Raw genomic sequence first — 14075 nt, 5'->3', positions numbered from 1 at the left:
GTGCTCAGCTCCCGTAGGTGTCGCGGATGACGCGCTTGAGGATCTTTCCGTTGGTGTTCTTCGGAAGCTCGTCCACGGCCTTCCACACCCTCGGCACCTTGTAGCCGGCGAGGCGTTCGCGGACGGCCGCCTCCAGCGCGGCGAAGTCGACGCCGCGGCCGTCGCGGGCCACGACGAACGCGCCGACGGTCTCGCCCCACTTCTCGTCCGGGAGGCCGACGACGGCGACTTCGGCGACGCCGTCGCAGTCGTACAGGACGCCTTCGACCTCGCGGGGGTAGATGTTCGCCGCCCCCGAGATGATCATGTCCTTCTTGCGGTCGACGATGGTGACGAAGCCCTCCTCGTCGCGAACGGCGATGTCGCCGGAGGACAGGTAGCCGTCCGGCCGGATCGCCTCGGCGGTGGCCTCGGGCTCGTCCAGGTAGCCGAGCATGTTGAACGGGGAGTGCCCGAACAGCTCGCCCGGTTCGCCCGGCCCGACCTCCCGGCCGTCGTCGTCGATGAGCTTCAGGTGGGTCATCCACCAGGGGTGACCGACCGACCCCGGCTTGCGCAGCGCGTCGGCGGGACGCAGGTTCGTCACGATGCCCGCCTCGGTGGAGCCGTAGATCTCGTGCACGCCGACGTGCGGGAACGTGTCCATCACCCATTCCTTCAGCGGCACCGGCAGCGCGGCGGCGTTGAAGTAGAGGGTCTCCAGGCTGGACAGGTCCCACTTGCGCGGCGCCTGCTCCATGAACTGCCGCAGCAGCACCGCGTGCGTGGGCACCAGGAAGATGGTCTGGAGCCGGTCGCGTTCGATCATGTGGAGGAGTTCTTCGGGGTCCCAGCGGCGCAGCATGGACGTCTGGCCGCCCATGAACGGGCCCGCGAAGCCGAAGCAGAACCCGGCGCCGAGCGCCATCGGCGCGACGGCGGCGGTGCGCTTGCCGGGGCCGACGCCGAAGTCGACCGCGCAGCCGAACATGGTGAGGACCCGGGACCGGTGGGTGAGCAGCGCGCCCTTCGGCCGGCCGGTCGTCCCGGACGTGTACTGCACGCAGAACGGTTCCATCTCGCTGACCTGGACGCGCGGGTCGGTCGCCCGCGCTCCCGCGAGGGCCTTGTCGTAGGGGCGTCCCCAGTCCTGCTTGCCGAGGGAGAGGGCGAGCGGCAGATCCTCGGCCAGGTCGGGGACGTTGTCCTCGAACGCCGCGTCGGCAATGAGGCCGGACGCGCCGGACCGGGTGATCAGCGAGCCGTGCTCGGCGGCGGTGCCGCGCGGGTTGAGGGGGACCATCGCCACGCCGGCCTTCGCGGCGCCCGCCGCGACCTCCACGTACTCCAGCTGGTTGCCGAGCAGGACGGCGACGCGGTCGCCGGCGTTGAGGCCGGCGTCCACCAGCAGGTTCGCGACGCGGTTGCTGCGGTCGTCCAGTTCGGCGAACGTCAGCCGCCGGTCCCCGTCGATCAGTGCGTTGGCACCCGGCGTGCTGATCGCGAACTCGCGGATCCCGCTGGCGATGTTCATCTGTGCCATGGCTGCCGGCCTCTCTTCCTCACAGGCTGTCGTCAGATCTATCGATCAACGGGAGCTGGCTGCGCTCTTCCTGCGTGGTCCTCTGGTGATAGCAGGGTATGTCATTAATACGTCTGATTTATTTAGGTGTGATGATCGGCCCGGGTTGTGCGGTGGCCAGGGTGCGGCGCGCGAGGCGGATGACGGCCGCGTCGATCAGGCGTCCACCGGCGTCCAGGACGACCCCCGATCCCGCCGCGGCGGCCGCCTCGTACCTCGCCAGGACGTCCTCGGCCCGTGCGAGCTCCGCCGCCGACGGTGTGAACACCTCGTGGACGACCGGGATCTGCGCGGGATGGATGCACGCCCGCCCCACGAAGCCCTGCCGCCGCACCCGGTCGGTGGACCGTGCCAGCGCCTCGGCGTCGGACGTGATCACCGAGACCGGCCCGACCGGCGGGCGGAGCCCGGCGGCGGCGCTCGCCATGACGGTCATGCCGCGGGCGAACGCCAGCTCCGCCTCGTCCGGTCCCGGGTCCAGGCCGGCGTCGGCGGCGAGGTCGACCTCGCCGATCTGGAGCCGGTGGACCCTGGGCGCGCGGGCGATGTCCCGCACGTCCAGGATCGCCCCCGCGGTCTCCAGCAGCGGCATCAGCAGGGTCGTCACGTCGCCGAGGGCGGCCAGCAGCCCGGCGGCCGCCGCGACGTGCGCGGCGTCCTCGGACTTGGCGAGGACGAGGCCGGTCAGCGCGGGGATCCCGGCAAGAGCCCGGACGTCATCCTCCCCCGTCCCGCCGCCGTTGACGCGGACCCACAGCTCGGCGCCGCCCGTCTCCAGGCCGGAGCGCAGCCAGCCGGCGACCGCGCGCCGCGCCGCGTCCTTGCCGCTCGGCGGGACGGCGTCCTCAAGGTCGACGATCAGGGCGTCGGCGCCGCGCGCCAGCGCCTTGCCGAGCTTGTCCGGGGCGTTCCCCGGGACGTACAGGTAGCTGCGCGGCAGCCGCCCGGTGGTCACCGGACGACCGTTTCGCCGCGCAGCAGCGACTTGGCCACGACCGTCCGCAGGACGTCGTTCGTGCCCTCCCCGATGCTCATCAGGATCGCGTCGCGGTACAGCCGCTCGACCTCGTACTCGGTGGAGTAGCCGTAGCCGCCGTGCACCTTCATGGCCTCGATCGAGGCCTGGAGGGCGACCTCCGAGCAGAAGATCTTCGCCATCCCGGTCTGCCCGTCGGCGCGGCCCCGCCGGACCGCGTCCGCCGCGAAGTACGCCATCAGCCGCGCCGCCTGGAGCTGCGTGGCGACGGTGGCGAGCTGAAGCTGGACGGCCTGGAACTCGCCGATGGTCTGGCCGAACGCCTTGCGCTGTCCCGCGTAGGCGAGCGCCTCGTCGTGGGCGCGCTGCGCGATGCCGACCGACCGCGCGGCGATGTTGACCCGGCCCCACTCCAGCGCGGACAGCGCGTGCTGCATGCCCTTGCCCTCGACGCCGCCGAGCAGGTTCTCCTTCGGCACCCGGACGTTGTCCAGGACGATCTCGCACGACTCGGTGCCCTTGTAGCCGAGCTTCGGGATGTCCTTGGTGATCTGGTAGCCCTCGGTGCCGGCGTCCACGAGCAGGATGCTCATGCCCTTGTGCGCCGGGGACGCGGACGGGTCGGTCTTCACCAGCACCGGCAGCGGGTCCGCGTGCCGGGCGTTGGTGATCCACATCTTGGACCCGTTGACGACGTAGTGGTCGCCGTCCAGCCGGGCCGTGGTGCGGATGCCCTGGAGGTCGGTGCCCGCGTCCGGCTCGGTGAGGCCGATGCCGGTGCGGCGCTCACCGGACGCGAGGCCCGGCAGGTACTTGCTCTTCTGCTCCTCGGTGCCGCGCATCGCGATCATGCGGCAGGCGAGGGAGTGGCTGCCGAGGATGCCGGCGATGCCCATCCAGCCGCGGGCGATCTCCTCGAAGACGAGCGCGAACGAGACGGGGTCGAGGTCGAGGCCGCCGTACTCCTCCGGGACGGTGATACCGAACAGCCCCATGTCCCGCATGCCCTTGACGATCTCGGTGGGGTAGCGGCCGGACTGCTCCCAGTCGCGCGCCACCGGGATGATCTCGTTGTCCACGAAGTCGCGCAGGACGGCGCGGAACTCGCGCTGGTCCTCGTTCAGCTGGAAATCCACTTAACTGCCTTTCTCGGTCTCAGGGGACGGCGGCGCGTCCGGGACGAACACGGGGAGCGCCCGCCCGTCGTCAAGATCGATCCAGGTGACCTGGACCTTGTCGTCGATGTGCCAGCCGTCCGGTTCCCGCCCCTGGAGACGGGTGAGGAGGACGACCCCTTCGGCCAGGCGCACGCGCGCGATGACGTAGGGGACCGCGAGGTCCGGGCGCGGGGCGCGGTGCACGACCGTGAAGGAGTCGACGACGCCGGCGCCGCCGGACCTGACCCAGTCCAGCTCGTCCGACCCGCAGCGGACGCAGAGCGCGCGCGGCGGATGCTGGGCGGCGGGCCGCTTCTCCCGGACGCAGCGCGCACAGGTCTGGAGGACGAGGCGGTGCTCCCGGGTCGCGTCCCACCAGGGGGCCGTGACCTCGTCGGGCGCCGGGACGTCGGGTTCGAAGGCATCGGTCATCGGTCCACCCCCAGGACCACCGTGGCGTGCGTCGAGAGGATTCCGCCCGTGCCGTGCGCGACGGCGAGCCGTGCGTCCGGGACCTGCCGGTCTCCGGCGTCGCCGCGCAGCTGCCGCACCGCCTCGACGAGCAGCAGAATCCCGAACTGGCCCGGGTGGCAGTAGGACAGGCCGCCGCCCGAGGTGTTGAGCGGGAAGTCGCCGCCGGGCCTGATCCGGCCGCCGGCGATCCAGTCGAGGGCCTCGCCGCGCCCGCAGAAGCCGAGCCCCTCCAGCGTCAGCGCGACCGTGATCGTGAACGAGTCGTACACCTGCACGACGTCGATGTCGGCCGGGGCGACGCCGGCGCGGGCGAACGCGTCGGCGCCGGAGCCGGCCGCGCCCGTGACGGTCAGGTCGGGCACGGCGGTCATCGACGCGTTCGTCGTCCGCTCCCCGTACCCGAGCACCTCGACGGGCGTGCGGCGCAGGTCGCGGGCCCGTTCGAGGGACGTCAGGACGATCGCGCCGCCGCCGTCGGTGACCAGGCAGCAGTCCAGCGCCGTGAGCGGGCTGGAGATCATCGCGGAGCCGGTCACGTCGGCGGCGGTGAGCGGCCCCTTGCCGTAGCGGAACGCGGCGGGGTTCAGCAGCGCCCATTCCCGCGCGGCCACGGCGATCTCGGCGAGCTGCTCGCTCGATTTTCCGTAGGCGTGCAGGTACCGCTGCGCCGCCATCCCGTAGTACGACAGCGGGTACAGCGGGCCGTACGGCGTCTCGAACTGCGCTTCGGGCGTGTGGTCCTCGACCACGCCGCCGAGCGAGCGGGACCGGGCCGACCGCTGGTTGGACGCGAAACTGATGACGATCGTCTCGGCCTGCCCGGCCTGGATGGCCTGCGCGGCGCGGGCGACGAACATCTCGAACGCGGAACCGCCCGCGTAGGTCGAGTCCGTCCAGCGGGGCTCAAGCCCGAAGTAGTCGGCGAGCTGCGTCGCCGAGAACCGCGCCACCCCGGTCGTGGCGATGCCGTCGACGTCGCGCAGGCTGAGGCCCGCGTCGTCCAGCGCCCGCGAGACCGCCTGCGCCTGAAGCCCGAGAATCGACAGGTTCGTCACCCCGAGGTCGCACTCGGCGGCGCCGGCGATCGCGACACCCGTGCTCATGGCGCCCCCTCCGCGCCGGGGCCGTCGGCGGCGCCCAGCAGGACGTGGGCGCGGGCGGGCGCGACCGCGACGCGGTCGGCTTCGCCGCCGTCGCCGACGACGACCACCCGCAGGTCGAGGTCCACGAAGCCGTCGCCCGCCTCGGTGACCGTTCCCTCGCACCGGACGGTCTCGTCGGCGAACACCAGCGCCTTGAAGCTGAACTCCAGCGTGCGGACGAAGCACTTCGGCCCGAGCCAGTCCTGGATCTGCTCGACCAGCAGCGCGCCGAACACCTGGCCGTCGACGACCACGCCGGGCAGCTTCGACGCCTTCACGAACTCGATGTCGTAGTGGAGCCGGTACCAGTCCCAGGTGGCGCCGGCGTAGGCGATCATGTCGGGGAACCCGATCCGGCGCTCCAGCGGCGGTACGACGTCCCCCGCCTTGTGCACTGCCTGTGCCGCGGTCATGCCCCCGCCCCCAGCGAAACGAAAATGACGGTCTCCTCGTTCTCCGCGAGCGTCTCGCCGTCCTGCTGCGTGTACGTCGCCCGCGACGTGATGATCAGCATCTCCGCGCCCGCCCGGTTCGTCTTGCCGGCCACGTCGGTGATCTCCCAGGTGGCGGTGACGATGTCGGACGGCAGGATGCGGCGGTGGAAGACGTAGCGGTTGCCGCCGCGCACCCGCCGCGTCCCGGGGATCTCGATGCCCCAGTTGTGGCCCGAGTCGCCGTCCGGCCCGACCGGCAGGTTCGCGTACTGGTTCGTCTCGCAGATCAGCGTCGGCGGCGCGGTCACGTCCGCGAGGCCCTGCGCCCGCGCGTACTCGGGATCGGAGTACAGCGGGTTGTGGTCGCCGATCGCGAGGCCGAAGTACCGGCCGGCGGCGGCGCCCATCGGCTCGGGCGCGGTGTAGACCTTCGTCCGGCCGACGAGCGCGCGGATGTCGTCGGTGAGCAGCGTCATGACGCAGCCCCCGTGGTCGGCGTCCTCGTGGTCGGGGCGCCCTCCGGGTAGAGGGCGGTCGGGAACACCTCGAGCAGGAACTCCGGACGCAGCAGCGCCTTGCAGATCGCGCCGGTCGACGCGGGCCACGGCGGCGACAGCAGCCGCTCCCGGACGGGCGCGACCGCGCGGTAGTCCCGCAGCGCCGACTCGACGCAGAACTCGATGGTCGACAGAAGGTCCGCCGGGCCGAGGCCCGCGTAGTCCAGCAGGTGCAGGATCGAGCCGTAGGTGACCTCGGCCTGCGCGCCGATGTCGCCCGGGTGCAGCGCCTCCTGCGTCTTCATGTCGAGCGCCGCGAACCCCGACATGAACAGCGTCCGGCCCGCCCGGACGCCCGGCGCGTAGGTCAACGTGTCGTACCGGGACCAGCCCGGGTTGACCAGCTCCAGCGGGTGCCGCGACGCCGTGACGTCGATCGCGACGAGCGCCTCGGGGTGGTGCAGCCGGCTCATCAGGATGCCGCCCGCGCCCGGGTACACGCCCGCGCCGCCGAGCCGCTCCTTCCGGATGCGGTGGGTCTTGCGGTACACCTCCCGGGTCTCCGGCGTCGAGTAGTCGTAGGTCGTGACCGCGTTGTCGAGCGACAGGCCGGCCTTGCGGAGCAGCACGTCGGCCTGGTCGAGGCAGTACGCGTACTGGCCGGCGAAGTCGCCGGGGGAGACGATGCCGCCCGACGCGTCCACCGGGATCATGGTCGGCAGGTGCACGGTGCCGTCGTAACCTTCGCGGACCGGCGAGGGCACCCACGTCCCGGCCTCGCGCCGCTCGCTGGCCGCGAGCAGCTCCGCGCCGCCGCCCCGCACGGCGTGCATCTCGATCTCCAGCAGCGCGGCGGACCGGACGAGCCGCTCCACGACCACGGTCGTCACCGTCGGCTCGTGCGCGCCGAAGACCTCCTTGCGGACCGCCGCGGCGGCCTCGTAGTCGGCCAGCCCGGCGATCGTGACGTTCTCCGTCACGTGCACGACGTCACCGGGGCCGTACCCGGCCGCCTCGATGATCGTCATGACCTTCGCGTAGGCGGTGCGGGCCTGCTCGGCCATCGTCCCCGAGACCGTCATCTTCCCGACCGCCGCGTCGTGCGCGGCGGAGGTGTGCCCGGACGACCACGCGCCGCCGTCCTCGGACAGGCCGAGGCAGAACGTGAACCCCTCGTAGGGGAACCACGGGAACTCGGCGGGCTTGATCGCTTGCAGTGTCATTCCTTCTCCTGCGCACTGTAGGTGAGCTGGGCGAGCCGCGCGGCGGCCCCCATGACGGCGGCGGCGTCCGGCTGCCCGCCGAGCGTCTCGACGACGCCCGCGAACTCCTCCGCCTCCGCCGCCGGGACGCCGGCGTTGCCCTGGAACTTGGCGAGCAGCGACGCGCGGCCGAGCGGACGGTCGCCGCCGCCCTCGCTGCGCGGCACCGACCCGGTGACCTCCCGGCCGCCGGCGAGCGTGATCGTGACCTGGCCGGACGCGTCGGCGGCGGCGACGCCGGGAACGCCGGCGACGTCCCAGCGGACGCGGGCCGCGAGCCGGGTCACCTCGGGCCTGGCGATCGAGTCCGCCTCGAAGGTCTCCAGGGTCAGCCCGCCGTCGGCGATCAGCGCCGCGACCGTCCACGGCAGCGAGAACTTCGCCGCGTACGGGCTCGCGGGACGGGTCAGGTCGCGCGCGGTGTCGCAGACGACCGGCGCCGAGTCCGGGTGGACCCGGGCGTGGACGCTCACGACGTCGTCCGGGCCGAACCGCTCGCGCTCCATCGCGTCCAGGACCGCGCCGATCGTGGCGTGCGAGAGCTGGCACGCCGCGTACGGCTTGATCCCGATCCGGGTGGTCTCCCAGCGCTCCCCCAGCCCGTCCACGATGGACGCGGCGTCGGCGGGGTGCGCGGAGAGGGTGTCGAACACGCCGTGCGGGCCGTCGAAGACGGTGTCCGGCCCGGTCGCGCCCGCCGCCGCGAGCCGCGCCGCGATGATCCCGGACTGCGACGCGAACCCCGGATGGAGCTGCTTCGTCGACGCCCCGGTGCCGAGGAAGGCGAGCAGGCCGCCCGCCTGGCTGCCCGCGATGCCGAGCGCGTTCGCGGCCCGGTCGGCGTCCAGCCCGAGGAGCCGCGCGCTGACCAGGGCGGACGAGAACACCCCGGCGACCATCGTCGCGTGCAGGCCGCGCGCGTGGAAGCCGTGCGGCGCGGCCGCGGCGATCCGGCAGGCCGTCTCGTATCCGGCGACCGCCGCCGTCAGGATCTCCCGCCCGGACGCGCCGGTCTGCTGGCCGACGGCGAACGCGGCGGGCAGCACGACCGCGGTCGCGTGCACCAGCCCGCCCGCGTGCGTGTCGTCGAAGTCGAGAGCGTGCACCAGCGTGCCGTTCGCGAGGGCCGCGGCGGGCGCGGACAGCAGCTCGCCGGTGCCGAGCACGGCCGCCTCGGGCGGGCCGCCGAGGCCGCGCGCCACCTCGGTCGCGGGCAGCGCCGCCCCCGTCCGGACGGCGCCGAGCGCGGTGCCGAACCCGTCCAGCAAGTGCCGGGTCGCGGCGGCGCCCACCGGCCCGGGCACCTCGGCGAGGCCGAGCGCCCAGGCGGCAAGCTCCCGTGCGATCATCGCGACGCCGCCTCCGGCTCCGTCTCGGTGGTCTCGGTGGTCTCGGCGGACGCCGCGGTGTCGCCGAACGCGCCGCCGGCCTTCAGCTCCGCCACCGTGGCGTCGTCATACCCGGCGATCTCGCGTATCACCAGGTCGAAGTCCTCGTTGCGCAGCGGCGCCCGGCGGTACTCGGGCGGCTCGGAGCCGACCCGGACGGGCGAGGCGAGCTGCTCCACCGTCCCGAACCGCGGGTGCTCGGTCGTCACCCGCAGCCCGCGCGCCTTGGTGTGCTCCTCCTGCATGGCCTGCTCGACGTCGTTGATGGGGCCGCAGGGGATCGACGCGGCGTACAGCTCCTCCAGCCATTCGGCGACGGTGCGCCGCCGGAAGATGTCCTCCAGGAGGGGGATCAGCGTGTCCTTGTTGCGCCCCCGGTCGGCGAACGACCCGAAGCCGGACTCGGGCTCGGCCCACTCGGGGTGGCCCACGACGGAGGCGAGCCGCGTCCAGAACTTCTCCTTCGCGCAGCCGACGATGAACCAGCCGTCGCTGGCCTCGAACGCCTGGAACGGCACCAGCGACGGGTGCGCCGAGTGGCGCGTGCGCACCGGCGTGAACCCGGCGTTCAGGTGCCACGTCGCCGGGTAGGTCAGCAGCCCGATCGCGGTGTCGTACAGGCTGACGTCGCAGTCCATGCCGACGCCGTCGCGGCGCGCCGCGTGCAGCCCGGCCAGCAGCGAGATCGCGGCGACGAACCCGCCGGAGTAGTCGACCATCGACAGCCCCGACTTGGTGGGCGGGCCGTCCGGCTCGCCGGTCAGGTCCATCCATCCGGCGAGGCCCTGCAGGACGTAGTCGTAGCCCGGCTCCTTGCTGCGCGGCCCCGTCATGCCGAACCCGGTGAGCGAGCAGCACACGATGGCCGGGTTCAGGTGCTTCAGGTCGTCGTAGGTGATGCCGATCTTCTTCGGGACGTCGCCGCGCAGGTTGGAGTACACGACGTCGGACACCTTCACCAGGTCCTCGAAGACCCGGCGGCCCGCGTCCGTCGACAGGTCGAGGGACAGGCTGCGCTTGTTGCGGTTGAACGTCTCGAAGAACAGCGAGTCCTCGCCCTCGCCGTACGGGGGGACGTAGCGTCCGACGTCGCCGCCCGACCGGGGCTCCTCGATCTTGATCACCTGGGCGCCCAGGTCCGCGAGGTGCAGGCTGCCGAACGGGCCGGCGCCGTACTGCTCGACGGCGATGATGCGGACGTCTTCCAGAGGTTTCACGAGGCGCTCCCAGTGAGGTCGGGCAGCAGCGCCAGGAGTTCGTCCTGGGCCGCGCGGGTCTCGGCGGCGCTGAGGCCGTGGGTCGGGGGGCTGAGCTTCACCGAGTCGGCGAGGCCCTCGTACCCGGCGATGCGCTCGGCGACCTCGTCGCGTCCTCCCGCCATCGTGAGCGCGTCGATCATCTCGGTGGAGACCGTCTCGGCGAGGTGCTCGGCGCCGGTGCCGTTGCGGAACGCGCCGATGACGGCCTGCTGCTGCTCCGCCAGCCCGTGGAAGGCGAAGAAATCGGCGTAGGTGCGGACGCTGGCGTAGAAGCCGACGAGCCCGGACACGCGGCGCAGCGCGGTGGCGCGGTCGTCGGACACCGAGCAGCACGCGGAGACGACGACGTCGACGTCCTCGCGCCGCTTGCCCTCCGTGCGGCCGATCCCGGTCTCCAGCTCCGGCATGACCTGCTCGGCCAGGTAGCGCGGTGAGCACAGCTCGTGGCTGATCCAGCCGTCGCCGATCGTTCCGGCGAGGCGGGTCATGGCGGGGCCCATCGCGGCGATGTAGACGGGGATGTCGGTCCGCTGCACGGCGAAGGGACGCTGGTAGCCGCGGATGCGCATCGGCTCCTCGTCGCCCGGCAGGTCGATCGGGTCGCCGGTGGTGCAGGTCTCCCAGAAGGCGCGGATGTTGCGGACGGCCTCCCGCATGTGCCGGACGGGCTTGCCGAACGGCACGTTGTGCCAGTCCTCGTTGAGCCGCTGGACGCCGCTGCCGAGGCCGAGGACGAACCGGCCGCCGGACATGTCGTCCAGGTCGAGCGCCTCCAGCGCGGTGATCATCGGGCTGCGGGTGAACGCGAGCGCGATGCCGGTGCCGATCTGGGCCCGCTCGGTCGCGGCCGCGATCGCGGCGGCGGCGACGGTGGCGCTGCGGTGCAGTTCGGGCACCCAGATGGCCTCCGCGCCGGCCGCCTCGGCGCGGCGTGCGGCGTCGGTCAGCTCCGCGAGCGTCTCGCCCCAGGGAGCGAAGGTGATCCTCATGCGCGCTCCTCCTCCGCTTCGAGGGTCAGCGGCGTCTTGCCCTCGGGGAACAGGTCGTTCAGCGGCTCGGCGCCCCGCTTGTACACGTAGAAGGTGCGGCGGAACGTGCAGACCTCGTCGCCGTCCTGGTTGAGGGTGCGGGTGCGGATGGTGACGATGCCGGCGTGCGGGCGGCTCGACGACTCGCGCTTGTCCAGCACGAGCGACTCGCTGTACAGGGTGTCGCCGGCGAAGACGGGGTTGGACATCTGGATGTCCTCCCAGCCGAGGTTGGCGAAGGCGTTCTGGGTGGTGTCGATGACGCTCTGCCCGACCGCGATCGCCACGGTCAGGGTGGACACGACCAGCGGCCTGCCGAACTCGGACTTCGCCGCGTACTCGCCGTTGAAGTGCATCTGGTTCGTGTTCATCGTCAGCAGCGTGAACCACGTGTTGTCGCTCTCGGTGACCGTGCGCCCGAGGGGATGCCGGTAGACGTCGCCCACCTGGAAGTCCTCGTAGAACCGTCCCTTCCACCCGTCCTTGAGCGTCATGGCCGTCCTCTCGCATCGCACTGGTACGTTAAAGTCAGACGTATCGATTCTAGGGTAAGCCCGGGTCCGATGTCCAAGCCGGGTGACCTTCCGGGTTAACCCAGACTACGGGCTGTACCTGCAGTTTCGTTCGTTTGGGCCCGTCTCTGCGGGTTCGGGGGAGCCGTCCGTATCTCGAAACATCAGAGGTTTTTCGGTCAACGGTTCGCCGGCTGAAGTGCCGCCAACGCGGCGTTGCCGATCGCACCGGGCCGCAGATCATGCAGCTCGTACACGTCCCGGACGCTGCCGGACCGCCCGGACTCGTCCACCCCGAGCGGGACCGCGGACACGCCGAGCGCCGAGCCCCCCGCGAAAGCCGTACGCGGCACGTCCGGTACCGGCCGTGCCGCCGCCCGTACCTCGCCTGCGTCGGTCACGGTGTCACCTGCCTGTTCTCGATCGGATCCGTATTGGATATGTCCGATTTTTAGCTCAGTTGCACGTCCCTGTCATCCCTGCAGTGGGCTTAAGTTGAAGTTGACGAGCGGTCGTACGCTGCGGATACTCGGCAGAGTCGATACATCAGATATATGGCAAGGACGGTCGTGGCGCCGTCCGGGAGGGGCGGGCCCGTGCCGACGCCGGAGACCATGACCTATGAGGTGCGGGGCCGGGTGGCGCGCATCACCTTCACCCGCCCGGAGTCGATGAACAGCCTGACCGAGCGGGTGCTCGACGAGCTGGAGGCCGCGATCGGCGCGGCCGAGGCCGACCCCGGGACGCGCGTCCTGGTCATCGGCGGGACGGGCCGCGCGTTCACCGTGGGCCTCGACCTCGCCCTGCTGGACGAGGCGTTCGCCGACCCGGCCGTGTGGGAGCGGATCGCCAAGCGGCTCGCGGCGCTCACCCTGCGGCTGGAGCGGCTGCCGATGCCGGTGATCGCCTCCGTCAACGGGCTGGCCCGCGCCGGCGGGTTCGAGCTGCTGCTCGCCTGCGACCTGGTGCTGATCGCCGACACGGCGCGGATCGCCGACGCGCACGCCGAGTTCGGCGTCATCCCCGCGGGCGGCTCCACGGCGCGGCTGCCCCGGATCGTCGGCCGCCAGCGGGCCAGGGAGATCTTCCTCACCGGCCGGTGGATCAGCGCCGCCGAGGCGGTCGACCTCGGCATCGCGCTGAAGGCCGTGCCCGCCGGCGACCTCGACGCCGCCGTGGACGAACTCGCCGCCGGGCTCAGCGGCAAGTCACGCGCCTGCATGGCCGCGATGAAGCGGCAGTTGGCCGCGGTCGAAGGACTTCCCCTGGCGGAGGCGGTCGTCCCCGAGATCGAGGAGTTCGTCGCCTACGTCACCCCGCCGGACTCCGACGGCCAGGAGGGCTTCCGCGCCTACCGCGAGAACCGTCCGCCCACCTGGGCCTGACCTCAGCTTTCGTGGTAGGCGGGGCGGATGTAGTGCAAATGGTCGCGCATGGCCGCGCTGGCCGCCTCGCCGTCGCGCGCTTCGAGCAGGGTGATGATCCGCTCGTGCTGTTCGTCGACCTGCGCCCAGAACTCGGTGGGCTCGTCGGCGCTCAGGAACCGGCTCCGCAGGACGTGGAAGACCGGCTGCGTCATCATGGTGAGCAGCCCGTTCCCGGTCGCCTCCATGATGATCCCGTGGAAGTGCCGGTGCTCCTGGAACTTCATGCTCCGGCCGCGGGAGCGCTGCTCGCGCTCTATGGCTGCGTGCAGCGCGTCGAGGTGCTTCTGCTGGCGGCGCTCGGCGGCGACGGCGATCGCGGGCACCTCCAGCATCTCGCGGGCTTCGAGGATGGCCGCCAGCGGCAGCGCCGCCGAACCCGACATCAGCCCGATCCCGGCCTCCAGGAAGTCGCTGATCTGATCGGGTTCGATGTGCGAGACGAACGTGCCGCCGGTGGTGCCGCGAACCGTCTTGACCAGGCCCTGGGAGGCCAGCACGCGCAGCGCCTCGCGGACCGTGCTGCGGCTCACGCCGAAGTTGCCGCCGATCTCGCCCTCCGGCGGGAGGCGGTCGCCCGGCGCGAGCGACCCGTCGAGGATCAGCTCCCGCAGCTGGTCGGCGACCTGCTGGTAGGCGGGGCGCAGCCGGCTGACCGGCAGGGCGGTCGCCGCCCCGGTACCGGAGCGGCCGCCGGAGGTGTTGTCATTGGTGCTGGACACGTAGCCGTCCCCCTGGTAGGGCCTCTGGTACCGCCGGGGCTTGTGAGGTGCTGGTTCTTGAGTCGGGAACTCCGCGCCATCGGGACTCACAGCAGGATCGAGTATACATCAGACATCATGCCCCCGGGTGGCGCGCGGGATGGTGACGCCCGGGCCAGGGATGTGTCGCCCACCGGCACCAGAGGCTTGTCCAGGTGGACTGGAGTAAACCTCGGACACCGTCGTGAACCTGCGCCGGA

At 72.0% G+C, this 14075-nt stretch carries 15 protein-coding genes; 1 reads left to right on the top strand and 14 read right to left on the bottom strand.

Annotated elements, in window-relative coordinates:
- Positions 1-4 precede the first annotated feature (4 nt).
- The 13 genes from AB0C35_RS32815 to AB0C35_RS32755 all read right to left on the bottom strand — a co-directional run bounded on the left by AB0C35_RS32815 (position 5) and on the right by AB0C35_RS32755 (position 12091).
- Positions 5-1522, bottom strand: coding sequence for an AMP-binding protein (locus AB0C35_RS32815; protein WP_358464549.1), 1518 nt, complete (start codon positions 1520-1522; stop codon positions 5-7).
- Positions 1523-1640: 118 nt separating this feature from the next.
- Positions 1641-2516 carry a CoA ester lyase gene (locus AB0C35_RS32810; protein WP_358464547.1) on the bottom strand — a complete coding sequence of 292 codons (876 nt, stop codon included), beginning with the start codon at positions 2514-2516 and terminating at the stop codon, positions 1641-1643.
- Complete coding sequence (locus AB0C35_RS32805) at positions 2513-3673, bottom strand: acyl-CoA dehydrogenase family protein (protein ID WP_358464544.1); 1161 nt, start codon at positions 3671-3673, stop codon at positions 2513-2515. The genes AB0C35_RS32810 and AB0C35_RS32805 overlap by 4 nt, the downstream gene beginning before the upstream one ends.
- Entirely contained in the window at positions 3674-4126 is a 453-nt protein-coding gene (locus tag AB0C35_RS32800) for an OB-fold domain-containing protein (RefSeq protein WP_358464542.1), read from the bottom strand.
- Positions 4123-5271, bottom strand: coding sequence for an acetyl-CoA acetyltransferase (locus tag AB0C35_RS32795; RefSeq protein ID WP_358464539.1), 1149 nt, complete (start codon positions 5269-5271; stop codon positions 4123-4125). Before AB0C35_RS32795 ends, AB0C35_RS32800 begins: the two co-directional genes overlap by 4 nt.
- A complete protein-coding gene (locus tag AB0C35_RS32790; RefSeq protein WP_358464536.1) occupies positions 5268-5723 on the bottom strand; it encodes a MaoC/PaaZ C-terminal domain-containing protein in 456 nt (151 codons plus the stop codon). The genes AB0C35_RS32795 and AB0C35_RS32790 overlap by 4 nt, the downstream gene beginning before the upstream one ends.
- The gene (locus tag AB0C35_RS32785; RefSeq protein ID WP_358464533.1) at positions 5720-6220 is read right to left on the bottom strand and encodes a MaoC family dehydratase N-terminal domain-containing protein; all 501 of its coding nucleotides are present in this window, start codon (positions 6218-6220) and stop codon (positions 5720-5722) included. Before AB0C35_RS32785 ends, AB0C35_RS32790 begins: the two co-directional genes overlap by 4 nt.
- Positions 6217-7464, bottom strand: coding sequence for a RidA family protein (locus AB0C35_RS32780; protein ID WP_358464530.1), 1248 nt, complete (start codon positions 7462-7464; stop codon positions 6217-6219). Before AB0C35_RS32780 ends, AB0C35_RS32785 begins: the two co-directional genes overlap by 4 nt.
- On the bottom strand, positions 7461-8852 hold the full coding sequence (locus AB0C35_RS32775; RefSeq protein WP_358464528.1) for an MmgE/PrpD family protein: 1392 nt from the start codon (positions 8850-8852) through the stop codon (positions 7461-7463). Before AB0C35_RS32775 ends, AB0C35_RS32780 begins: the two co-directional genes overlap by 4 nt.
- Positions 8849-10108 carry a CoA transferase gene (locus AB0C35_RS32770; protein WP_358464525.1) on the bottom strand — a complete coding sequence of 420 codons (1260 nt, stop codon included), beginning with the start codon at positions 10106-10108 and terminating at the stop codon, positions 8849-8851. Before AB0C35_RS32770 ends, AB0C35_RS32775 begins: the two co-directional genes overlap by 4 nt.
- Positions 10105-11139: an LLM class flavin-dependent oxidoreductase gene (locus AB0C35_RS32765; RefSeq protein ID WP_358464522.1), complete on the bottom strand. Its 1035-nt coding sequence runs from the start codon at positions 11137-11139 to the stop codon at positions 10105-10107. The genes AB0C35_RS32770 and AB0C35_RS32765 overlap by 4 nt, the downstream gene beginning before the upstream one ends.
- Positions 11136-11672 (bottom strand): MaoC family dehydratase, encoded by a 537-nt coding sequence (locus AB0C35_RS32760; protein WP_358464520.1) that lies wholly within the window; start codon positions 11670-11672, stop codon positions 11136-11138. The genes AB0C35_RS32765 and AB0C35_RS32760 overlap by 4 nt, the downstream gene beginning before the upstream one ends.
- 197 nt (positions 11673-11869) lie before the next feature.
- On the bottom strand, positions 11870-12091 hold the full coding sequence (locus AB0C35_RS32755; RefSeq protein ID WP_358464517.1) for a hypothetical protein: 222 nt from the start codon (positions 12089-12091) through the stop codon (positions 11870-11872).
- Between the two features lie 195 nt (positions 12092-12286).
- Between AB0C35_RS32755 and AB0C35_RS32750 the strand changes: the two genes are divergently transcribed.
- Complete coding sequence (locus AB0C35_RS32750) at positions 12287-13075, top strand: enoyl-CoA hydratase/isomerase family protein (protein WP_358464514.1); 789 nt, start codon at positions 12287-12289, stop codon at positions 13073-13075.
- Positions 13076-13077: 2 nt separating this feature from the next.
- Here the strand turns inward: AB0C35_RS32750 and AB0C35_RS32745 are convergent, their stop codons facing one another.
- Positions 13078-13836 carry a FadR/GntR family transcriptional regulator gene (locus tag AB0C35_RS32745; protein WP_358464511.1) on the bottom strand — a complete coding sequence of 253 codons (759 nt, stop codon included), beginning with the start codon at positions 13834-13836 and terminating at the stop codon, positions 13078-13080.
- Positions 13837-14075: the final 239 nt, after the last annotated feature.

It is taken from the genome of Spirillospora sp. NPDC048819, assembly GCF_040650055.1.
Lineage (GTDB): Bacteria > Actinomycetota > Actinomycetes > Streptosporangiales > Streptosporangiaceae > Spirillospora.
The sequence above is the reverse complement of the archived record's forward strand: the minus strand, read 5'-3'. Positions and strand labels throughout refer to the sequence as shown.